22 protein-coding genes are annotated in these 22,562 nt (G+C 49.3%); 9 read left to right on the forward strand and 13 right to left on the reverse strand.

Going from position 1 to position 22,562, the window contains the following annotated elements; genetic code table 11:
• Positions 1 to 36: 36 nt before the first annotated feature.
• The 6 genes from yigB to lptM all read right to left on the reverse strand — a co-directional run bounded on the left by yigB (position 37) and on the right by lptM (position 5,005).
• Positions 37 to 753 (reverse strand): 5-amino-6-(5-phospho-D-ribitylamino)uracil phosphatase YigB, encoded by a 717-nt coding sequence (yigB, locus tag HGP28_RS12180; protein ID WP_168836746.1) that lies wholly within the window; start codon positions 751 to 753, stop codon positions 37 to 39.
• Between the two features lie 24 nt (positions 754 to 777).
• Positions 778 to 1,704, reverse strand: a complete 927-nt coding sequence (gene xerC, locus HGP28_RS12185; protein WP_168836747.1) for a tyrosine recombinase XerC — start codon at positions 1,702 to 1,704, stop codon at positions 778 to 780.
• Positions 1,670 to 2,365, reverse strand: a complete 696-nt coding sequence (locus HGP28_RS12190; protein ID WP_168836748.1) for a DUF484 family protein — start codon at positions 2,363 to 2,365, stop codon at positions 1,670 to 1,672. Before HGP28_RS12190 ends, xerC begins: the two co-directional genes overlap by 35 nt.
• A 315-nt stretch (positions 2,366 to 2,680) precedes the next feature.
• Positions 2,681 to 3,511, reverse strand: a complete 831-nt coding sequence (dapF, locus tag HGP28_RS12195; RefSeq protein ID WP_168836749.1) for a diaminopimelate epimerase — start codon at positions 3,509 to 3,511, stop codon at positions 2,681 to 2,683.
• A 23-nt stretch (positions 3,512 to 3,534) separates the two neighbouring features.
• Entirely contained in the window at positions 3,535 to 4,788 is a 1,254-nt protein-coding gene (gene lysA / locus HGP28_RS12200; protein WP_168836750.1) for a diaminopimelate decarboxylase, read from the reverse strand.
• Positions 4,789 to 4,834: 46 nt separating this feature from the next.
• The gene (gene lptM, locus HGP28_RS19470) at positions 4,835 to 5,005 is read right to left on the reverse strand and encodes an LPS translocon maturation chaperone LptM (protein WP_439333857.1); all 171 of its coding nucleotides are present in this window, start codon (positions 5,003 to 5,005) and stop codon (positions 4,835 to 4,837) included.
• Between the two features lie 75 nt (positions 5,006 to 5,080).
• On the opposite strand from lptM, the gene cyaY reads away from it, so the two are divergent.
• Entirely contained in the window at positions 5,081 to 5,395 is a 315-nt protein-coding gene (gene cyaY, locus HGP28_RS12210; RefSeq protein ID WP_168836752.1) for an iron donor protein CyaY, read from the forward strand.
• 35 nt (positions 5,396 to 5,430) lie between these two features.
• Here cyaY and HGP28_RS12215 read toward each other — a convergent pair whose 3' ends face one another.
• Entirely contained in the window at positions 5,431 to 7,977 is a 2,547-nt protein-coding gene (locus HGP28_RS12215) for a class I adenylate cyclase (RefSeq protein WP_168836753.1), read from the reverse strand.
• A 336-nt stretch (positions 7,978 to 8,313) separates the two neighbouring features.
• On the opposite strand from HGP28_RS12215, the gene hemC reads away from it, so the two are divergent.
• Genes hemC through HGP28_RS12235 form a run of 4 tightly spaced genes read left to right on the forward strand, consistent with a single transcriptional unit; the run spans position 8,314 to position 12,508 of the window.
• Positions 8,314 to 9,255 carry a hydroxymethylbilane synthase gene (hemC, locus tag HGP28_RS12220; protein ID WP_168836754.1) on the forward strand — a complete coding sequence of 314 codons (942 nt, stop codon included), beginning with the start codon at positions 8,314 to 8,316 and terminating at the stop codon, positions 9,253 to 9,255.
• A 2-nt stretch (positions 9,256 to 9,257) separates the two neighbouring features.
• Complete coding sequence (locus HGP28_RS12225; protein ID WP_168836755.1) at positions 9,258 to 9,992, forward strand: uroporphyrinogen-III synthase; 735 nt, start codon at positions 9,258 to 9,260, stop codon at positions 9,990 to 9,992.
• A 30-nt stretch (positions 9,993 to 10,022) separates the two neighbouring features.
• The gene (locus HGP28_RS12230) at positions 10,023 to 11,195 is read left to right on the forward strand and encodes a uroporphyrinogen-III C-methyltransferase (RefSeq protein ID WP_168836756.1); all 1,173 of its coding nucleotides are present in this window, start codon (positions 10,023 to 10,025) and stop codon (positions 11,193 to 11,195) included.
• Entirely contained in the window at positions 11,192 to 12,508 is a 1,317-nt protein-coding gene (locus HGP28_RS12235) for a heme biosynthesis HemY N-terminal domain-containing protein (RefSeq protein ID WP_168836757.1), read from the forward strand. Before HGP28_RS12230 ends, HGP28_RS12235 begins: the two co-directional genes overlap by 4 nt.
• Positions 12,509 to 12,592: 84 nt before the next feature.
• Here HGP28_RS12235 and pstB read toward each other — a convergent pair whose 3' ends face one another.
• Genes pstB through pstS form a run of 4 tightly spaced genes read right to left on the reverse strand, consistent with a single transcriptional unit; the run spans position 12,593 to position 16,296 of the window.
• Complete coding sequence (gene pstB / locus HGP28_RS12240) at positions 12,593 to 13,450, reverse strand: phosphate ABC transporter ATP-binding protein PstB (protein ID WP_168836758.1); 858 nt, start codon at positions 13,448 to 13,450, stop codon at positions 12,593 to 12,595.
• Entirely contained in the window at positions 13,447 to 14,283 is an 837-nt protein-coding gene (gene pstA, locus HGP28_RS12245; RefSeq protein WP_168836759.1) for a phosphate ABC transporter permease PstA, read from the reverse strand. The genes pstB and pstA overlap by 4 nt, the downstream gene beginning before the upstream one ends.
• A gap of 2 nt (positions 14,284 to 14,285) precedes the next feature.
• On the reverse strand, positions 14,286 to 15,209 hold the full coding sequence (gene pstC / locus HGP28_RS12250; RefSeq protein ID WP_168836760.1) for a phosphate ABC transporter permease subunit PstC: 924 nt from the start codon (positions 15,207 to 15,209) through the stop codon (positions 14,286 to 14,288).
• Positions 15,210 to 15,261: 52 nt separating this feature from the next.
• Complete coding sequence (gene pstS / locus HGP28_RS12255; protein WP_168836761.1) at positions 15,262 to 16,296, reverse strand: phosphate ABC transporter substrate-binding protein PstS; 1,035 nt, start codon at positions 16,294 to 16,296, stop codon at positions 15,262 to 15,264.
• 666 nt (positions 16,297 to 16,962) lie between these two features.
• Here pstS and HGP28_RS12260 point away from each other — a divergent pair.
• A complete protein-coding gene (locus HGP28_RS12260; RefSeq protein WP_168836762.1) occupies positions 16,963 to 18,357 on the forward strand; it encodes a sensor histidine kinase in 1,395 nt (464 codons plus the stop codon).
• Entirely contained in the window at positions 18,354 to 18,983 is a 630-nt protein-coding gene (locus HGP28_RS12265; RefSeq protein ID WP_168836763.1) for a response regulator, read from the forward strand. The genes HGP28_RS12260 and HGP28_RS12265 overlap by 4 nt, the downstream gene beginning before the upstream one ends.
• Positions 18,984 to 19,058: 75 nt before the next feature.
• Here the strand turns inward: HGP28_RS12265 and HGP28_RS12270 are convergent, their stop codons facing one another.
• Positions 19,059 to 19,913, reverse strand: coding sequence for an enoyl-CoA hydratase/isomerase family protein (locus tag HGP28_RS12270; protein ID WP_168836764.1), 855 nt, complete (start codon positions 19,911 to 19,913; stop codon positions 19,059 to 19,061).
• A gap of 361 nt (positions 19,914 to 20,274) precedes the next feature.
• On the opposite strand from HGP28_RS12270, the gene HGP28_RS12275 reads away from it, so the two are divergent.
• Together HGP28_RS12275 and HGP28_RS12280 are read left to right on the forward strand one after the other, a co-directional pair.
• Complete coding sequence (locus HGP28_RS12275; protein ID WP_168836765.1) at positions 20,275 to 21,195, forward strand: LysR family transcriptional regulator; 921 nt, start codon at positions 20,275 to 20,277, stop codon at positions 21,193 to 21,195.
• Positions 21,196 to 21,264: 69 nt separating this feature from the next.
• The gene (locus tag HGP28_RS12280; RefSeq protein ID WP_168836766.1) at positions 21,265 to 21,906 is read left to right on the forward strand and encodes a DUF2959 domain-containing protein; all 642 of its coding nucleotides are present in this window, start codon (positions 21,265 to 21,267) and stop codon (positions 21,904 to 21,906) included.
• A 15-nt stretch (positions 21,907 to 21,921) separates the two neighbouring features.
• On the opposite strand, the gene HGP28_RS12285 is transcribed toward HGP28_RS12280, so the two are convergent.
• Positions 21,922 to 22,461 (reverse strand): AAA family ATPase, encoded by a 540-nt coding sequence (locus HGP28_RS12285; protein WP_168836767.1) that lies wholly within the window; start codon positions 22,459 to 22,461, stop codon positions 21,922 to 21,924.
• Between the last annotated feature and the right edge of the window lie 101 nt (positions 22,462 to 22,562).

The following is a 22,562-nucleotide window of genomic DNA, read 5'->3' on the forward strand; positions in this document are numbered from 1 at the left end:
TGACTCGGTCTCAATGACTGTGGAATGAGAGTTTGACTACAAAAGCGCCAACAATTGTGGCAGCCGTCGTATTTCCCAATGAGGCAGAGAACGTGCTTTTGGCGTATGGCGCACCGTTTGCGATGTTGGATTAAACCAGCAAGAGCAAAACCCCGCTAAATTGGCGCCGAGAACATCCGTCAGCAGATGATCGCCCACATGCATAATCGCCGAGGGATTCACGGACAACCGCGCAGCCGCTTGAGCAAAGAGACTCGCGTCGGGTTTTGCCTCGCCATCAATACCGGCTTTTAACACCGCGCAAAAATAATCACTAAGACCAATCTTAGTCACGTCGACGTTGCCATTAGTGATGGCCACCAGCGGAAAATGCTGGGCTAATGCCGTTAATACATGGTGAGTCTCTTGCGGCACCGTTACTTGATTGCGCCAGTAGTGAGCCACCGTCATTCCATCACAAGCCGCCTTCTCGGCCCGTAATGGCGTATAGCCCGATTGTAAAAAGCCCAACCTAAGCTGCGCATGGCGCGACGCACTGACATCTGACTTCAGCTTCGGCCAGCGCGACAACGCCTGCAGGCGCAACTGACGCCAATCTTGCTCAGTCAGATGCGCGGTCGCTGGGTGAGTGTCTTGCAACCATAACCGCATCTGCTGCTCTAACGCCATAATCACCGGCCGATTGTCGTACAGCGTGTCGTCCAAATCGAACGTCACGGCTTGTATTGCGGCAAAAGGGCGATAAATAACCATACGAGCAAACTCCGGTTGGTCGAACTATTTTTTTCGCGCGCGTGGATGCGCTTTATCGTAAACATCCGCCAGATGTTGAAAATCGAGGTGAGTGTAGATCTGGGTGGTCGAAATATTTTCATGCCCCAGCAGCTCTTGCACCGCGCGCAGATTATTGCTTGACTCAAGCATGTGCGTCGCAAATGAATGGCGTAATTTATGCGGCGTAATATGACTGGCAACCGCTTGTTTTTGGCCCCACTGCGCCATACGTTTTTGCACGCTGCGATGGGAAATCCGCCCACCCAATTTTGAAACAAATAACGCAGGCTCTCCTGCGGCAGCGACCTCTTTACGCACTTTCAGCCAGTTGCCAACCCACTCCACCGCAAGCCCAGCAAAAGGCACCTTGCGCTCTTTATCCCCTTTACCAATGACGCGAATTTCACCGCTGCGCAATTGTACATCGCGCACGTTGACATCGACCAACTCAGCCAACCGCAGACCCGCGCCATACATCAGCTCCATCATCGCGCGATCGCGAATCGACAAGGGGTCATCCTCATTCACTTCAAGCAATTGATTGACTTCATCCACGTCCAAATTTTTCGGTAATGGTCGTTTTTTACGTGGCGCGGAGACGCCTCGAGCCGTATTGGCGCTCAGCTCGCCTCGCAACACCAAAAAATCGAAAAAGCTGCGCAATGAGGATAAACGTGTCGCGATACTGCTGGCCTTCATGCCATCGCGCATCCCTTTACTGGCAAGTTGACGCACCCAACGTGCATCCACCGCCTGCCAATCCGTGACACCGACATGAACGAGGTATTCTGCCATCGTTTGTAACTGCTGTTTGTAATTGCGTTGTGTGTGCAGACTCAAACCACGCTCCGCGCGCAAATACTCGTAGAACCGATCCAGCGGTTGCTGCAACGTTTTAGGCAGAGTGATGGGAAGCGCTAGTGGGGTCATAATTCGACTGCCATACCAAAGTTTGAGCTAAATGAGCGACCACGAGAGACAAGTGACGCAAAAACAACGTGTCCATATCCGGCTGAAAATGACCACCATCCTCACTGGCAAAGGCTAACAACCCCAATGGCTGCTGTTTTACTAAAGGTAGCACAACATAAGAGCCCATCTCGGGCACGGGCAGCTCACCAAATAAAGCTTCTTGATCCACTTTACGCAATCGCCCTAAATACGCGGTTTTGCCTTGCAGGTGAGAGCGATTAAAGCTCTGGTAAACCTCAGCGCTCAACTGCACCTTTACATCACATTGATTCAGCAGCCGAACATAAGCGCTTAATCCAAGCTGCTGAGCCTTGAGTTCAATCGCTCGCACTACAGCATGAAAGTCGCTGCAGCGCAAAAGCTGCGCTTGCAGATCCATGAACTCATAAAAGGTGCGATCGTTATTAGTGGCATTGGTGGTAAGCGTAGTAATTTGATTTTCGAGCGCTTCGATACGTTGGCGCTGACGACTCATTTGTACGTGGACTAGAGAAAACGCGCCTTGATGACTGTCTGTCAATTGCAAATGATCGAGCAGCTGCGGCTGACGCATAAAAAATTCAGGTTCGGCCTGCAAAAAATCGGCGACCTGCTCATCCGTCAACAATGAATGTGACACAGTATTACCTTTAGATTATCAAAATTATCGATGTGGTTAGGGACCATTAACCTTTATACCCAAACAACTTGACGATGCAGGTCGGCGACAAGCGAGCAAAGCCTCTGAACATAGATAAGCTATATGATGAGGTTTGTGAGTGCCCGTCTCTCAATTTTTTATCAAAGCTCTGCAACGTCAAGTGGAACAAGCATATGCAAACTAAGAGAAAAGTCAGTTCGATAGGTCCCTAGCAATACACTCGATTTACACGATGACGACACATCGCGTGAAAAATCTTTCGCCAGTCACAAGACTGGCGAAAGGACGAACATTTTAGCAAGAGAGTTGGCCATCAAACACATGGGTTGCCGGGCCTGTCATATAGAGCGGTTGATCCGGTCCCTGCCAACGAATATTGAGCTCCCCGCCCAACAATCGCACTTTGACGTTCTCATCCAGCAGACCTTGCGCAATCCCCACTGCCACGGCAGCGCACGCACCACTGCCACAAGCTTGTGTTTCGCCCGCGCCTCGTTCATACACTCGCAACGCTATCTCATTACGACTAATAACTTGCATAAAGCCTGCATTGACGCGCTCGGGAAAACGCTCATGAGATTCAAGCTTTGGCCCAAGCACCGCCACAGGCGCGCTTGTCACATCATCGACCACGGTCACCACATGAGGGTTACCCATGCTGACAGCACCGCAAAATAGCGTGTCTTCATCGGTGCGCAAAATGTAGGTTTTCTCTTTTTGCTTAGCTTTGAAAGGAATTTTACTCGGTTCAAACTCAGGAATACCCATGTTGACCGTGATTTCGTCATCCTCTTCCACATGCAACACCATTTTGCCTTTTTTGGTGCTCACGCTAATCGCGTATTTGTTTGTGAGCCCTTTCATACGCACAAAACGAGCAAAACAGCGCGCACCATTGCCACACTGTTCGACTTCGCTGCCATCGGCATTGAAAATACGATAATGAAAATCGCTTTCTGGATCGTAAGGCGCTTCAACCACCAATAGCTGATCAAACCCCACACCCGTGTGTCTATCCGCCAAGCGGCGGATCAGCTCTTGCGAAAAGAACACATTTTGGGTCACACAATCAACGACCATAAAGTCATTGCCCAAGCCGTGCATCTTAGAAAAATGAAAATGCATAAAATTCCTAGGGTCTAAAGACCTTATATGGGAAGCACGTGCTCATGCTGCCATAAACTGGCCAGCGGCTCGCGCTCACGCACTAAATGCGCCTGATTGTTATCGACCATCACCTCGGCCACACGAGGGCGTGTATTGTAATTGGACGCCATGACAAAGCCGTATGCACCAGATGAACGGACCGCCAGTAAATCACCCGCCTCAATCACCAGTTCGCGATCTTTACCAAGAAAATCACTGGTTTCACACACAGGCCCCACCAAATCATAGCGTAATGCCGTGCCTTGGCGCTGTGTGACAGGGACGATCTCTTGCCATGCAGAGTAAAGCGCCGGACGGATAAGATCATTCATTGCCGCGTCAATAATGGCAAAGTTTTTCTCTGTGGTTGGTTTAATAAACTCGACTTTGGTCAAAAGTACGCCCGCGTTGGCGGCAATCGCACGTCCGGGTTCAAAAATCAGCTCCAGATCGCTGCGATGTTCCAGCCGAGCGAGCAAAGCTTTCGCATAATCGGAAGGCTGAGGAGGCTGCTCGTCATGGTACACCACACCCAAACCACCGCCGACATCAAGGTGCTTAATATGAATACCTTGCGCTTTTAACGTATCAATCAATGCCAACAAGCGATCGGTCGCATCAATAAAAGGCGTAATATCGGTCAATTGTGAGCCAATGTGACAATCGATGCCGTGCACCTCCAAATGAGGCAGGCGATGAGCTAATTGATACACCGCGACTGCACGCTCAAATTCAATACCAAATTTGTTATCACGAAGGCCCGTTGAAATATAAGGGTGCGTTTTCGCATCCACATCAGGATTAATGCGCAGTGAAATGGGCGCGATAACACCCATCTCTTGCGCCACTTGATTCAAACGCTCAAGCTCAGGTTCAGATTCAACGTTGAAACATTTGATACCCACTTCCAATGCTCGGCGCATCTCTTGCGCCGTTTTTCCGACACCGGAAAAGACCACTTTGCGTGGGTCACCACCAGCGGCAAGCACTCGCTCTAACTCACCACCGGAGACAATGTCAAAGCCAGAGCCAAGGCGCGCCAGCACACTCAACACGCCCAAATTGGAGTTGGCTTTCACCGCAAAGCAAATGAGATGGGGATGCACGCCAACGGCATCATTAAACGCATGCCAATGCCGTTCTAGTGTGGCTCGAGAATACACATACAGTGGTGTACCAAATTCTTGTGCCAACTGTGTTAACGGTAAATCTTCAACCCAAAGCTGGCCATCATCCTGATAATTAAAAAAATCCAAAGTCGTTCCCTAATTTTGTTTCAACGAAAATACTCAACAATCGCACTTACTGCGCAGCAGAATCCACTGCCGTTGACGCGGCAGGCTCTGCCACAGGCGCCACTTGTGTTTCATCTTGAGGCAAATAGAGTGCCCCAGACTGACCGCAACCGACCAAAAATAGGCCCGTTACCACCAGAAGCGCGCTGGCGCGCAAAGAGGTCGATAATTTTTTCATTTTGCACATCGTGATTATTAAACCAATGCCCCCTATAATCGCACCACACTCAGGAAAAGCAATAGGATAGATAAGATGAATGAAACTGAATTTCATCGATTGGTCGATATGGAATGGCACGCACTGGAAGAAGCGATTGATGAGTCGGGCGCCGACATTGATTACGAAACCAGTGGCAATGTCCTGACTCTCGAATTTGACGATCGCAGTCAAATCATCATTAATCGCCAAGAACCGATGAAAGAGATCTGGCTGGCATCAAAATCAGGCGGATTTCATTTTCAGCACCACGATGGGGCTTGGATCTGCTCAAAAACCGGATTGCATTTTTTTGAAATGGTGCAACAAGAGTGCGAAAAGCACGCTGGGGAAGCGATTGACTGGCCTTAATCGGCAAAACAGCGCGTAGCCTTCGTTCAAGAAGGCTACTCGTTGACAACGTGTCGCTGTTTGGTGTTTGAACCATCGTTGCGGTATGGAACCACATAAGGCGCGCCGTCGCCTTCAGGATGAATTACCTGATAGTATTGCGGCAAATTAAAGTTAATGAATTTTGCCGCGACACTGTCATCATCTTTCACTGAGGTATAGAAGGTGTTGACGCTGGCAATCATCTCGTCTTTAGAGCCGCTGTACTGGTGATAAACCTCGAGTTGGTTAGACTCATCCAGCACATAAATATTGAACCCGTCTGCCGTATCTTCAAAGAAAAATTGGATCAAACCTTCACTGGCAAAACTTTCCACGACATCAGGTAGCTGATAATCCTGCTCGCGGCCCAACATCAACAAGGGAGAACCTTTGATCTTGTTCGACGAAATGCTGCGATAAAAATCAACTGAGTTCTCTAATTTCTGCACTGAAACCCCACGACGCTCAAAAAACAGACCGTACGTTTGCGAGCCGATACGCATCGCTTTAAAACGGCGACGTTTTTCTGGTTCAACCGGTTTTAAGCGCATTTCGATGCACTCAGCCAGTAGCTGATACACCGCATTACGCATCATGCCGCGAAGGTTTTTACTGTAACAAAACACATCCACCGATTCTGGCGGCAGCGCATCTTGGTGCATTTTACCCAATACGGTTTTCAGCGCATCGAGCATCGCCGTTTCACCGCTAAAGTGCAACGTCCGCACCTCATGCCAAGAGTTGCGGTAGACGAGATCAACACTGCCCACCAGACTTTGCTGCTCAGGACCAAAACTCAAAATGTCGGTCGATTTAAGATCCACCTTGAGATTGCGCCCGGTCAGCGCCATGGTAGGGTCATTTTCAAAATTGATAAACATCGCCAACTGGCTGATTTCGCAAGGGCTTGCCAGCGCTTGCATCGTTGGGCGACGCTTACGCAATGAGAAGGTATTACGTAAATCGCTCACCATCTGGTAAAACTTATCGATATCGATATGCGCTTGACGCACCACAGAATGCAGCCGAGTGGACTCGGTGATCAGACCATTAAAAAAGGCCCAAGCCACCAGCTTGCTCAAGTATTCATGATGCTCAAGCATCGGCTGGCCCAAAATGCGATGCGGGATCAATGGCTGCTTGTACAGATACCAACCGGCACGATTGGTTCCGCCATCAGCCACTTCAATAAAGGTAAGATCCGGCTCATGCAAATCCGGCGAAATCTGCGGATTAAGCAACGTCACTTTACCCGGCAAAATCTCAAACGCGGCATAAAGTTTACGCGCAAGCACGCTGATGTCTTGAGGACTAATGGCCGAGGTAATGTTATTGCGGCGCGCAAATTGGATCAGATTACGGTAGCTCTGCATCAGCGCATCAAGTAGCGCATGATGCACCACTTTAACCTGTTCCACTTTCCAATGGCGGCGATCGTCGAGCTCTTTTAAGTGCGACGTTGGCCAAGCCCACCCCGCCGTCAACTCCGTTAGCGCCTCACGACGCCAAGGCACTGAGCCTGCGTCAGGATCGCGCGATAATTTTTCATGAGTTTTCAGATAGAAACAGCGGCGCACCAGATCAAGGCGAGTCGTGTCGCCAATCTGTTCCAGATACCGAGTGACCTTCGCGAGCATCAGATAATACGCATCCATGCCGTAGAGATCAGGATCGTCAGCAAAGAAGCGGCGCTTACTGTCGAGTGACAAGAGCTGAGTATTAGGGTATTCCCAAGAGTAAGCTTCAAGCAGTATCGCTTTTAGCACCGACTTATAAGGAGAGTCGATACTCTTGTACAGCTGCCACAAATTGGCGCCAAAATACTCTTCGGCAGGAATGCACGTTAACGGACCAAAATCCATCCACTGAGTGCGCTGCAACTGGCCACTTTGTTCTAGCTGTTTGACGTAATCGTCGTAACACTCTTCCATTTCTGGCGGCACCATCTGCCAAAGCAGCGGCTTACCAGCCAATCGCACCGCTGAGCGATAGAATTCATCAAGCAACAACATGTGCTGAGACGAGCCGCAGTTATCTCCGGTCATCGCCTCAGAGCGATTGGAGCGAAAACGCAGCTCATCCATTAAAAAGAAATTGGCTTCCACACCTTGAGTCTGAGCCCAATCGGTGATCAATAAGCATTTATTGGTTAAACGCTCACGCGCATCGCTGTCCATCGTCGGTGACACGCACACCCAAATATCGAGATCGCTTGAGGTGCTTTGACCTATCGATGAGGTGCTGCCCATCGTATAGAGACCCAAAATGGCAGGCTCATGAGGCACCTGTTGGCTTGACGGTTCGCCAATCGGCTCCACCAAGGCCAAATTGATATCATCAATAAATTGCTGCTGCACCGTATTCAGTTCAAGTCCCCACACGCCATGGGCGACGGACGTATCAAAAAAACCGGGCAACGCAGGATGATTGAAATGGAAAAGCGTGGGAATGAGGTGGAACACTTGCTGACTCGGCAAATCCATAAGCGCCAGCGCGCGATCAATTCGCTGCTGATTGAGTCTGTCTAAGCGCTGGATTAACTTGATGGTAGAAGCCTGCAAGGGAATATCCTGAGTTTCACGTTTGTTCAAATAGTGCGCTAAATCCGCGCAAAAACGTGATCAATTTAACACTTCAACTACGTCAGGTAAAGCCAAAAGGTGCACACTTTTTCTGCAACTTCCATCAATAAAATAGGCGGATTACGTGACGGCGCCCAGTGTCGCTTGCAAATGGTTTTCCGAGTATTAGACGAATGACTAATTGAGACATTAATCACACTAATTTGTTATTTGAGCGAGAAATCGCTTCAGGAGGAACGAATACATTAACTAAGAGTAAATCTTTATTAGCGACAATGGTAGCATTACTCAAAATTGCTTTTTTGAGGTTTATTCATGACCAACACCACTCCGATTCGTATTGCGACACGCCAAAGCCCGCTTGCTCTGTGGCAAGCGTATTTTGTCAAAGACGCCCTTCAAGCGGCGCATCCTGGGCTTGAAGTTGAACTGGTCAAATTGGTGACCAAAGGTGACATCATTCTTGATACGCCACTGGCTAAAGTCGGAGGGAAAGGACTGTTTGTCAAAGAGCTGGAAGTTGCCATGCTCGAAGGTCGTGCGGACCTTGCGGTACACTCAATGAAAGACGTGCCGGTCGATTTTCCGGAAGGGTTAGGACTGGTCACCATCTGCGAACGCGAAGATCCCCGTGATGCGTTTGTCTCAAACCATTACACCACGCTTGATGAGTTACCCCAAGGCGCCGTAGTGGGCACCTGCAGCCTACGCCGTCAATGCCAAATTAAAGAAGCACGTCCAGATTTAGTGATCAAAGATCTGCGTGGTAACGTCGGAACGCGCCTTGGAAAATTAGACGCAGGTGAATTTGATGCCATCATTTTGGCCGCTGCCGGATTAAAACGCTTAGAGTTAGAAGCGCGAATTCAAAGTTACCTAGAACCAGAACAGTCATTACCTGCGGTAGGGCAAGGTGCGGTCGGCATTGAATGTCGCCTTGATGATACGCGACTGCATCAGTTGCTTGCGCCGCTCAATGACCCAGATACAGCAACGCGAGTCTTGTGCGAACGAGCGATGAACTTAACGCTGCAAGGCGGATGCCAAGTGCCTATCGGCAGCTACGCCCTGCTCGAAGGGGATGATATTTGGCTGCGCGCCCTTGTTGGCGAGCCCGATGGTAGCGTCATCGTACGCGGTGAGATCCGCGGCCATCGTAAAGATGCCGAGGCGCTTGGGGTCACACTAGCCAATCAGCTACTTGATGATGGTGCACGCGATATTCTGACGCGTTTGTACGCCGACGAGCAGCCATAAAAATGAAGGTGCTGGTGACTCGACCTAACGGAGAAGGTCAAGCACTGTGCCATGAGCTTGCCGCGCACGGAATCGCGGCAAGTCATCAACCGCTTCTCGATATTATTACTGCGCCGAGCGCAAACCGGACTCCCCCCCTCTGGCCACACGTGGATGTGATTATTGCGGTCAGTCAGCACGCCGTCTATCACGCTGACGCGATATTGAAAAAGAACGCATTTTCATGGCCTTCACAGGCGCACTATCTTGCCGTCGGTCAAAAAACGGCCCACTATTTAAGCAAAGCTTCGCAGCAACACGTACACTTCCCAGAGATCAGTGACAGTGAACATTTGTTGCAATTACCTGAACTTGGTGATTTAACCAATCAGCAGGTGGTGATTATGCGTGGTAATGGGGGTCGTGAACTCATTTACGATACGCTGCAGCAACGCGGCGCTTTTGTCACCTATTGGGAAACGTATCAACGCCAATGGCATCAATTTGATGCCGCCGCCGCGCTCAAGCAATGGCAGCAAGACGGCATTAATGCACTGATTATTACTAGCGCAGAGCAGCTGCACTATTTTGTAACGCAGTGTGCCCCCTATGGACTGGCCGCCGTTTGCCAATGGCAGCTTTGGGTCCCAAGTGAGCGCATTGCCATGCTGGCTCGCCAGCACGGGTTTACCCACGTCGTCGCGGTCGGTAGCGCGAGTAACTCAGCGTTCATTAATGCGCTGATATCGCGTCTCTGAGCGATTATCTACCGTACACAGGACAACCGTATGACACGCAATAACAATAAGAAAACAACCCAAACGGAGAACCAGGCTGACTCGCAGGTAGCGCCAGTCGATACCGAGTCAACGCCTTCAGAGCCATCGACACGCTCTGACAGTGAACGACTTGAGCTGTGTGAGCGAAAAGCCAAACGCGCGGTCAAGTTCAGTGTCGCGGCAGTGATCGTCGCGCTATTGCTGGGCGGAGGCGCGTTTTATCACTTAATCAATGCGCAGCAGCAAGCACAAAGCGAACTGGCCGCCGTACGCGCGCAACTGATGACCAGTGAACAAAGCCTCGCTGAGCAGTTACAACAAACCGAAGATGCCACACTCAAAACTGCAAAAACGGCGGCGGAACACGCACAAGTGACGCTCGCACAGCAGCAAAAGAGCATCGAAAGTTTGCAGCGCACGATTCAAGAACTTCAAGGCCGAAGACCAAATGACTGGTTACTCGCTGAGGCGGATTATCTTGTCAAATTGGCGGGACGTAAGCTGTTTTTAGAACACGATATTGAAAGTGCGACATTACTGATGGAAAGCGCCGACCAGCGCCTCGCCGCGCTCAATGACCCTAGTTTGGTGTCCGTTCGTCAAGCACTGGCTAACGACATTACCAAACTGCGCACGCTTCCGATCATTGATCGCGATGGCATCGTATTGCGTCTCACCTCGCTGCAGCAAGAAGTGGCAAAGCTGCCGCTGGCTAGCGCCATTTTACCGAATGCGCAGCCACAACCTGACACTGCGGTCACCGATGATGTCAGCAATTGGCGTAACAATTTAGTCAATTCACTCAAATCGTTTTCCGAGCATTTCATTACCTATCGCACACGCGAGGGTAGTGCCGTGCCTCTGCTCGCACCGCAGCAACATTTCTACTTACAAGAAAACCTAAAAAGCAAATTGGAAACGGCCATCAAAGCGGTTTACGACGAAAAACCGAAACAATATCAGGCGGCACTAGCGACTGCGCTGACTTGGTCAAAAACCTATTTCAACCAAGATGCGCACTCTGTAAAACAGTTTATCGCAGCGCTCACTCAGCTCGAACAAGTCAACATTGACATTGAATATCCCAAAGCGTTGCCAAGTCAGGCGGCACTCGCCGATCTGATCCGCACGCGCTTACGCCGTGACGTCACCACACTGACCGAGCAGGAGGGGCAGCAATGATCCGTTTGGTTCTGCTTTTTGCCCTGCTCGGATTGGGGCTTTATGCTGGCGCGCACTTTTCCGGCCAGCAAGGTTACGTTCTGATTTCAATGGCCAATCAGACCATCGAAATGAGCGTGACCACATTGGTTATCCTTGTGGGCATACTGATCGCACTGCTGTTTGTTATCGAACAGATCATCAAAAAGCTGGTGCGCACTGGCAGCCACACTTGGCACCGTTTTAGTCTACGCAAAATTCGGCGCGCTCGCGGCATGGTTGACGCGGGGCTTTTGGACTTACAATCCGGCCACTGGAAACTGGCAGAAAAGCGTCTATCCAAATACGCGCCCTATCATGATACGCCACTGCTGGGCTATTTGATGGCAGCAAAAGCGGCCAACAAACAAGGGGAAACCGCGCGACGCGATGAGTACCTTGCCAAAGCGCAAGCGCTACCAGACTCCACCGAATCTGTCGAATTAATGCGCGCCAAACTGCAACTGCAAGCAAAGCAATACACCGATGCGCTCTCGACACTCAATACCTTGAAAACGCACGATGCCCACAACAGCGAAATTTTGCGTTTACTCAGTCAAACCTACCAAGCGCTTGAACTGTGGCAGCCCTTATTAGAGTTGCTGCCTAGCCTACTCAAACATAAGCTAATTGATGACACGCGCTATCGAGCTTTGAGTGAAAGCGCCGAATGTGGCCGTTTGGCAGAAATTGGCGCGCAACAAGGCAGCTCTGGTTTAACAAAGCATTGGGCACGCTTACCGAGAAAAACCAAACAAAATCCGGAGCTGATTGCTGAATTTGCCCGTCAGCTGATCATTCGTGGTGCCGATAGTGACGCGTTTACGGCGCTAAAAGAGGGGCTGAAAAAATTCGCTCATCCCGCCCTTTTTTCACTGTTGCCACAGCTCAACTTAGCCGATGATCATCCGATTGTGGTCTTGCTCGAAAATACCGTGGCCAAATCACCCGCCGATGCAAGTGCGCACAGCGCCTTAGCGCAACTCTATTTTCGTCAGCAGCACTGGCTTGATGCTCAGCGTCAATTTGAACAAGCGTTAACTATGCGCTCCAATGTGGTGGACTATGCCTATTTAGCCTCAGCGCTTGAGCGGCAGCATTTCTATCAAGCGTCGCAAGATGTCATGCGCAAAGTGACCAGCCTACTCGATGCACCGATTGCTCCAGCACTACCCGCGCCTAAGTCTGTCGAAGACGCTGCCGAGCTTGACGCCAATACCGCTCTTGAGAGTGAGGCGACCAATGTCATCAAAGAAGAAAGCGATGCACTGGCGACTCAGCCCAAAATGAGTTGAGCGTGAGCGGTGTGAATTGAAACCAGCCAACAAAAAGGCCCATCGCAATGCGATGGGCCTTTTTTAGATTATTTCATCGTGTGATTAACCGAAATCACCTGAGATGTAGTGCTGGGTACGATCTTTTGCTGGCGCATGGAAAATCTGATCCGTGGTACCAAACTCTTCCAGCTGGCCTAGATACATAAAGCCAGTGTAATCGGAAATACGCATTGCTTGCTGCATGTTGTGTGTCACGATAACGATAGTGAACTTTTCACGCAGTTCGGTGATCAAGGTTTCAATCGCTGCAGTCGCAATCGGGTCAAGCGCTGAAGTCGGTTCATCCATCAGAATCACCTCAGGCTCCAGCGCGATGGTACGAGCAATACACAAACGCTGCTGCTGACCACCCGACAAACCGTTCGCATCGGCATCAAGCTTGTCTTTCACCTCTTCCCACAAATGGGCACGCTTTAGCGCCGATTCGACGCGATCGCGAATTTCAGCTTTATTGAGCTTACCTTGAATTTTTAAACCAAAGGCCATGTTCTCATAGATCGACATTGGGAACGGCGTTGGCTTTTGGAATACCATACCCACCTTTGAACGCAGTTCGTTAATGTCGGTATTGCTGAAAATGGTTTCGCCATCAAGCAAAATTTCACCTTCTGCGTATTGATGACCATAAAGATCATAAATACGGTTTAAGGTGCGCAATAGCGTCGATTTACCACAACCAGAAGGGCCGATAAGCGCCGTTACACGGTTCTTATAAATCGGCATCGAAACCGATTTCAACGACGCGGCTGCGCCTTTGTTGTAGTAAAAACTCAGATTCTGAATATCCATACGATGGGTCAGCTCAGCGCTCACATCGTTCGATACCATGTTATCGGCCAAGCTGTCCGACTCAGTTCCATTGATGTTATCCACATTCACAAGATCTGTTGCCGTGTTCATGCTTTTCTCGCTTTTAGTAACTTAGGCAAAGAGGTTGCCAATACATTAACAATCAAAATAAAGCTCGTGATGATCAAAGCGCCTGCCCATGCAAGCTCTTGCCACGAGGTGTACGGACTCATTGCATATTGGTAAATCGTCACTGGCAAGTTCGCCATTGGTTTACTCATGTCCGTCGTCATAAAGCTGCTATTCAGAGCCGTAAACAGCAAAGGTGCGGTTTCGCCTGAAATGCGAGCAATCGATAATAAAATGGCGGTAATGATACCCGGCGCTGCGGCGCGATAGCTCAGCTGTGTAATGACTCGCCATCTCGGCGCGCCAACACCACTGCCCGCTTCTTTCAGCGTTGCAGGTACCAAACGCAGCATCTCTTCGGTCGATGCGACAATCACTGGCAAGGCTAAAATCGCCAACGCGATGGCGCCCGCCCAACCAGAATAACCGCCCGTTGGTACGACAATCAGAGCGTAAACAAACAGACCGACCAAAATCGATGGCGCGCTCATGAGCATACCGTTAAGAAAACGCAGCGCTTCGGCAATTTTGTTACCCTTTTGCGCATCGGCCAGCCAAGTCCCGGCCAGCACGCCAATTGGCGCAGCAATCAAAATGCTCAATCCGGTCAGCATCAAGCTACCAATCAAGGCGTTTTTCAAACCACCTTGGCTGCCTGGCGCTGGGGTCAACTCAGTGAAAATCGCCAAGTTAATCCCTTTCAGCCCCTCGCCAATCAAGGTGTACAAAATGCTCGCAAGCACAAAAACACCAAAACCCGCCGAAAGCGTACAAAATGCCAGAAACAGGAAATTTTTCAGTTTTCGCATATTCATGATTATTTCCTTAGCAAACGACGTGCAAAGCCCATCACGAAGAAGGTGATGATAAACAGCACAACGCCCAACGCAATCAGTGATGCGATATGGGTTGGATCGGTCGCTTCGTTAAACTGCTGCGCAATGGTCGACGAAATCGAGCTGGCTGGCATAAACAGCGAAAATTCAATACGGCTCGCACCGCCAATCACAAAAGCCACCGCCATCGTTTCACCCAGCGCGCGCCCAAGGCCCAAAATGCCCGCGCTAACGGTGGCATTTTTCACTTTCGGGATCAGCACTTTAGTGATCACTTCAAACGGTGTCGCACCCGAGCCGTAAGCGGCTTCACGCAATACGTCGGGAATCGATTTCAATGCGTCACGCGTCAGCGACGTCATAATTGGCAAAATCATGAATGACAAAATAATGCCTGCGGCCAACAAACCAATACCAATCGGTGGGCCATTAAACCAAGGTCCAATCACGGGCACATCGGTTAGGTTCATCAACGCCCACATCTGAAAGCCGTTTGAGAACCAAGGTACAAAAACAAACAGGCCCCACATACCGTAAATAATACTCGGTACGGCGGCTAATAATTCAATCGCTTTACTGACTGGTGCGGCAATCCATTTCGGTGCCAATTCAGCCAGAAAAATGGCCGTGCCCAATGCGATTGGCGCCGCAATCACAATGGCGATAAAAGAGGTAACTAGCGTGCCATAAATCGCCGCCGCAGCGCCGAACTGGCCATTAATCGGATCCCAAACGTCACGAAAAACAAAACCAGGACCAAATTCTTTAAACGCTGGCCATCCACCATCAATCAGAGAGAGGATGATACCAACGAGGGTGATGAAAATAAGTAACGCGCTGGTAAAACTCAATTTATTAAAAATTGAATCCCCATTTAGCTTACTTTTCATAAATAACGTTGTCATAGAAGCTCAGTCAGCGACCTGAAGCCCTCATGGCCTCAAGTCGCCTTATCAATTACTGGATTACCGCTTGTCCGCCGGATTTCAAATTCTGTTTCCAAGTGTCGTTGACCATTTCAACCACTTTGCTTGGCATTGGAATGTAATCAAGCTGCTCAGCAAGCTCTCCCTTTGAGTAACTCCACTCAAAGAAGTCGATAATATCTTGTGCTTTTTTCGCGTCGGCTTGATCTTTATGCATCAGAATAAAAGTCGCCGCCGTCATTGGCCATGAATCAACACCGGGCTGATCGTTCAATAGCAGGTGATAACCAGGCGCGCTGGCCCAATCTGCATTTGCTGCTGCCGATTGGAAGGTTTCCATACTTGGATTTAGGAATTTACCTTCTTTTGATGCCAGCTGTGTGTGGGTCAAACCGTTTTGTTTTGCAAACGCATACTCAACATAACCAATCGCGCCACGGGTACGGCTAACAAAGTTCGCCACACCGGCATTACCGTTACCGCCAATCATGATCGCTTTCTTTGGCCAAGTAATGTCTTTACCCACACCAATCGTTTCGCTCCACTCAGGGCTAACGCGATCAAGGTAATCGGTAAAGTTGTATGTCGTGCCAGAGCCGTCTGAACGGTGCACAACGTAAATCGGTTGGTTTGGCAGCTCAACGCCTTCGTTCAGCGCTTTGATTGCCGCATCATTCCAATTACGAATGTTGCCAAGATAAATATCAGCCAACACTTTACCAGTAAGCTTAACTTCACCAGCTTCAATACCAGGAATGTTCACAACCGGTACGATTGCGCCCATCACCATCGGGAATTGAATCATGCTCTCTTTGTTCAGTTCTTCAATGGTCAGTGGCGCATCAGTCGCACCAAAGTCCACGGTTTTCGCCGTGATTTGACGAATGCCACCGCCCGATCCAATCGCTTGGTAGTTAATTTGCACGCCCGTTTCTTTTTGGTATTGCTCAGCCCACTTCGCATAAATTGGGTGTGGGAATGTTGCGCCAGCACCATTAATGGTGGTGTTCGCAAAAGCGCCAAAAGAGGCCGCAACGAGAACTGAAGACACAAGAGCTGATTTCATGAATTTCACGATATATCTCCGATATATTTCATCGAGTCAATTGGACCCACCGCTATTGAGCAGGGCGTCCGCAATAAGGTTCAGTACTTAAACCAAACTAAGACAGTGAATGACATTAAGCAGCCAAACGGTGCCAAGGTTGTCGAACAATCGACGAGGCGCAGGTTAGAAATCTAATATGACAGTTTTATTAAAAATGGCTGGCAAACGGAGAGGGACAACTAAGATTTATCTAAAAATGACAATTCTGATAAATAAAATTATCAAAAACAAACAAAGAAATACTAAACAGCACACCTATGTTACGGCGTTTTTTTAGCCGACGATTTATCAAAAAGAGGCCAATACGAGCCCCAAACGGAGCGTTAAAATTCATAGCTTACGTAACAAAAGCAAACAAAAGTATTTAAAATCAAAATCTTAAATTATATCGAGTTACAATTTATCTTGTATTCTTCAGGCTGAATACGAAACCATCACGATGTTTTTTCCCAGCTTATCCACAGATTATACGGCCGCACTCTACATCGTGGCTGTGACACTTCGATGACCTTTTCGGTGGCGCTTTTCTATAACGACACACCTCAGCCTGATAGCTAAAAATTAGTGTTAAGTGGCAGATGAGCAAAGATTGCTGGGCGAAAGTAACTCAACTAAAATCGCCCCATGCTGACTTTGCTTTCTTTTTCACTTTATCTCTTTGGTGGCGCCGCATTTTTTGCGCTTGCGCTGATCATTGGCGCGCGCCATTTAAAACAAAGTCGATTAGCCCTGGCGACCAAACTTCCCGGGCTTGCTGCCTTTGCCCTAATACTATCCCTGCACTTTTGGTATTCCATGGCAAGTCTGTCGCTGACACACACGATGGATGGCATCGCTTACCCACTGAGAATAGGCCAACAGTTACTCTTTGCTGGCTCGCTATTGTGTCTGGCTCGGTTCGCGTGGCAAATGATGTCTCTGACACAATGGCGCCACCTTGCTGCCGTTAAGGATACTGCGCGGCTACTCTTACTACTGGCGTTTTTCAGCTGGGTTTACTTAGCCACAAAACCGATGAGCGAGACGCCATGGGAGCTGCTCATCACGTTACTGCGCTGGTTTTTAGGGCTTGGGGGAAGTGTCATTGCAGGTCTTGCACTGATAGATTATGCGAACCACATTCGCACCGAGGGCTATATCGGCACGCGGCCGCTCAGCGCCATGGGGTATACCCTCATCGGTGTCGGGATCACGCTGCAACTAGGGGAACATGTTGCCGGATTAATCGCACAAACGCTCTGCGCGCTCAGTCTGGTTATCGCCTGTTGGTATGCGTTGCGATTATTTGATCAAGAAAACAGCCAACAGATTGAATACCACATTCAACAATCGCAACAACACGCCAAACTGAAAGAGCTGGGCGAGCTCACTTCCGCCGTGGCTCACGAAATCAAAACCCCGCTTTCCAGCGCCCTAATGAGCTGCGATTTATTAGAGCCTTTTGTCCCTCTCGATGCCGCGCCACAGCGTCAATTAACCCGAATCCGTCATGGGCTTGAGCGAGCGGCGCTCATTAGCAACGAAATTCTTTCATATGCCCATCAAAGGCCGATTGAGCGGCACGTTGTTCACCTTGGCGACGTGGTGCGCTCTGCCTTGTTGCTCAATCATTACCGATTGCAATCCATTCGCGTTAATTGCCATCTGGACGAAAAGCTGACGGTGCAAGGTGATGCGAAACAGCTTGAACAGGTGCTTTCCAACCTGATCGCAAATGCGATTGATGCCTGCTCATCTCATGAACGCCCCACCGTCTTAATCGAAAGCTTACGCGATAAACTCAGTGCCATCGTGCGAGTGAGCGATAATGGCTCCGGTATGACGCCACAGCAATTAGACAAAGCCAAACAGCCCTTTTTTACCACTAAACCACGTGGAAGCGGCACAGGAATGGGACTGCCGATAAGTCACCAAATCGCCCTGCAGCATGGTGGTGAACTGCACTTGAAAAACCGTATGAATAATGATGTTATCTGTGGACTTCAAGCCGAGCTTTGGCTGCCAAGGAATATAAAATGACTCTAAAATTACTGCTTGCCGAAGACGATGCTGAGCTGCGTGAGGTGCTGATTGAAGCATTGCAATTGGCCGAATTTGACGTCATGGCATGCGATAACGCGGAAAATGCGCTCGATTTGGCCTCTGAGCAGTCGTTTGATCTCGCTCTTTTTGATGTGGTGATGTCTGGATTGAGCGGAATTGATGCATTAACGACGCTCAGACGCCTGCAGCCCAATATTGGCATCGTTATCACTACGGCATTTGCCACGGTAGATATGGCGGTCGAGGCGATGAAAAAAGGCGCTGACGAGTTTCTCACTAAACCGTTTAACCTGGCGACCCTCTCAACAACACTCAAACGCGTTCACGCAGAGCGGTCACCTAAATCGCGATTGGATGAACGTCATCGCGATTTGATATTCAGCGCCCTATCAAATCCGATTCGACGCGCCGTAATCAAACAACTCAAGCTGCATCGAAAAATGAAGTTTATGGATTTATGTCGCATCGTCGGCGTCAGCGATCACACCAAATTTAATTTTCATTTAAAACAGCTGGTGAACAGTGGCTTAGTCACCAAAGAGGAGGGTCGAATATACTCTCTTACCGAGCAAGGCCAGCTCGTGCACGCCAGCATGCTCTAAAGTCTGTGTTCTAAAAGTAAAAACCGCAGCGATCGGCGAATCACTGCGGTCATGCGATCACCGAACAAAATTCAGCTAGTCTTTATCATCAATGTCTTGGACATTAATCACCAATTGCTCCCAATTGCGCTGGTTATCGAGATCAAACTGCGCGCCTTGCTCATCAGCCCAAGTAAAGCGTTTCACGGCCGCGGTTTTACTGGTCGCCTGATAGAGCCAATACGCCTCAGCTTTCAGCGCATCTTGAATCGGCTTATCTATCGACTCATACACCATCTGTTTACATACGTTAATCGATTCTGCGGGGAATTTCGCAATGCGTTTGGCCAGATTTTCCACATAAGGGCCAATTTCATCGGGTTCAAGCGCTTTGTTTATCGTGCCATACGCTTCCGCTTCTTCCGCTGTAAAGTCGCGTGCACTCAAAATGATCTCTAAGGCGCGGCCAAGCCCGGTCTGTCTTGCCATGCGTGATGCACCACCGCCACAAGGCAAAATACCCATACCCACTTCCATCTGCATTAATTTGTATTTGCCTTTGGCCGCAAATCGCATGTCGCACGCCAATGCCATTTCATGACCGCCGCCTCGCGCAAAACCTTCTATTTTGGCAATCGTGGCTTGTGGTAGCTTGCTGATCCGCTCTAATACCGCTTGCAAATCAAGCAATTTTGCTTCATCGCGTGGGACCGCGTCGGTTGACATGTCACGCAGCAAATTGGTGTCATAGTGGCAGACCCAAATGTCTGGATTCGCCGATTGAAAGACCACTACCTTCACTGTGCGGTCGCGCTCTAAGCGCAGCGCCAAGCTACTGAGATCGGCTAACATTTCCTGGCCTTGCACGTTGACGGGTGGAAAATCAATCGTCACCCAAGCGATGCCTTCTTTGACTTCGACACTGAATGTGGTGAAGTTTTTGTATTCCATAGAGCTCTCCTTCAAAGTCGGTTGGCAACGCTCTCTTCGCGCCGCTCAACCAAGCTTAGATAGCAAGCTCAGCTCTGCGTTATGGCAAAAATCGAAAAACAGAATTGCGATATATACTCAAACAACTTGAAGATGCAGGTAGGCGACAAGCGAGCAAAGCCTCTGAGCACTTCGTGAACATAGATAAACTATGTGATGAGGTTTGTGAGTACCAGTCCCTATCTCGTTAACAAAAAGCGCTGCCACTTCAAGTAGGACGGGTATCGCGAATTTCAATCAGGCCGTCTAGATTTTAAGCCTGTGGCTTGAGTCCGATATCACTACACTTAAAGCAGTCAATCACCCATAGCCAAGTCGCCTCATGGATATCGATAACATTCGCTTGTTTCTTCACGTCGCGGACCAGCTCAATATCAGTCGCGCGGCGCGTGCGTGTGGTTTGACCCCCGCCAAAGCGAGTTTGCGTTTAAACAAAATGGAACATCAACTTGGCGTCAGTTTGTTTCACCGCTCCACACGCTCGGTCTCCCTCTCAAGTGAAGGAGCGCAGTTTCGTCCCTTTGCCGAAGAGATCTTGCGTCAGCACCGGCTGGCGACCGAGCAGCTAAGCCCCGGTATCAAGCAATGCGCTCTAGCGGGAACCTTGCGCTTTGCCGCGTCCTCAACTTTTGCCGACCGATATATTGTGCCGTTACTGAATGAATTTTTTGTCCGCTACCCTCAAATTAATTTAGAGCTCCATTTTTCCGATCAGCCGGTCAATTTGGTCGCCTCTGGCATTGATGTTGCGTTACGTAACATCAAAATTGAAAGCTGCAATTTAAAGGCGCGTAAACTGGCCGATGATGAGCGTTATCTTTATGCGGCGCCAAGTTACTTAGCCCAATTTGGCACGCCGATGCAGCCAGCAGATTTAAACCATCACCACATGATTTTATTTGCCAACCAACGCAAACGGCGCCTTCTCAATTCCGCCTCCAACCAGTTAGCGTATTTTCCGCCTTCCAATGCGCGGACACGAATGGTGTGTGATAACGGCAACAGCATGCGCTTAGCGACCTTAGCGGGGATCGGCATTTCAATGAATTCCTACTGGAGTGTGGCAGACGATGTCGAAGCAGGCAGATTGGTCCCTGTGCTGCCTCGCTATCAGGTCGATGACAACAGCGCTCTTTGGTTAGTCTACCCCAACTCAATCAATCCAAGCCCTAAAGTCCGCGCTCTGATTGATTATCTTGTCGAAAAATTAGGCGACAGACCGCCATGGCAAAAAATATCGTAACGAGCAATTGTCTCTGATGCCAAGCTGCGCGATATTAGATCCCATTTTTTAACATTATGGGTCTGTTTCATGCGCCATTTTATTACCCTGTTTTTACCTCTCATTTTGCTTACTGGTTGCCAAAGTGCTTACTATTCCGCTATGGAAAAAGTGGGCTATCACAAGCGGGAGATCATGATTGATCGCGTTGAAGCCGCGAACGAATCACAGCAAGAGGCTCAGCAAGAATTTCAAAGTGCCCTTGAAGCATTAAGTGCCTTAACCCAGTTTGATGGCGGTGAACTGGAAACGGTTTATCAGAAAATTAACAGCAAATATGAGAGCAGTGAGCAAGCGGCTGAAGATGTGCGTGAGCGTATTGCAGCCATCGAAGATGTCTCAAATGCTCTGTTTGACGAATGGCAACAGGAACTTGAACTCTATACAAACGCAAAATTGCGCCGTGCCAGCGAGCAAAAAATGCGTGACACCAAAGCGTCGTACCAAACTATGCTGCGTGCAATGACACGCGCTGAAGATAAAATGACACCCGTACTCAATACGTTGCGCGATAATACGCTGTATCTCAAGCACAATTTAAACGCAGCTGCCATTGGTTCGCTCAAAGGTGAATTTAGCGATCTTGAGCATGAGATAGCCCAAGCGATCACGCAAATGAACGCGGCGATTGCAGAGTCGGCTAAATTTATCCAAACGCTCAATAATCAATAAGCGTTGAAATTGGGCTCATTCAATGAGTGCGCCCAATTTGGCCACTAGCCACTGCGTACGCGCCTCCACAGCCAGTAATGGCACATCGATCACCTCAAAGCCCAGCCAGCGATAAGTCTCTTCTAGCGCCTGATGGATAGCCAGTGCCTGTTCAAACGGATACGGCCTGATCGCATCTTGCACATAGATAGACCGCTCTGGCTTGCACAAAAACGCCACTTTTTGATAGCCCAAACACGCTTCAACATACTCTTGCGGGATACTCTCACCCGCGAGTGTCAGATAGCCAATGATGTCGGGCATCGCGCGATCCAAAAATGTGCGCGTCTCTTGCTGGCAAGCAAGGCGCTTTTGCTCGCGCATCGCCTCAAAACACAGCGCCGCAAAGCGCGGCAAATCATGCCAAGGCAAAATGCCATTTTCTTTTGCACTTTGCTCTTCAATCAAGCGGCGTGGCACTTCATCCAAAACCACAAAACCACGCTTACTAAGCTGTGCCAATAAGGTGGTTTTGCCCGCGCCAGGCCCACCAGAAACAATAAAAGGTGCCGCCATTTACTTACTCTCGATTCAAATAAACCGTCAAACAACGGTGGTTACGTCACGTCGCTTGAGTCACGTGGTTTGAGGTACAAAAAAGGCCCTGAATCATCAGA

The sequence above is a fragment of the Vibrio agarilyticus genome (assembly GCF_012641465.1).
Classification (GTDB): domain Bacteria; phylum Pseudomonadota; class Gammaproteobacteria; order Enterobacterales; family Vibrionaceae; genus Vibrio; species Vibrio agarilyticus.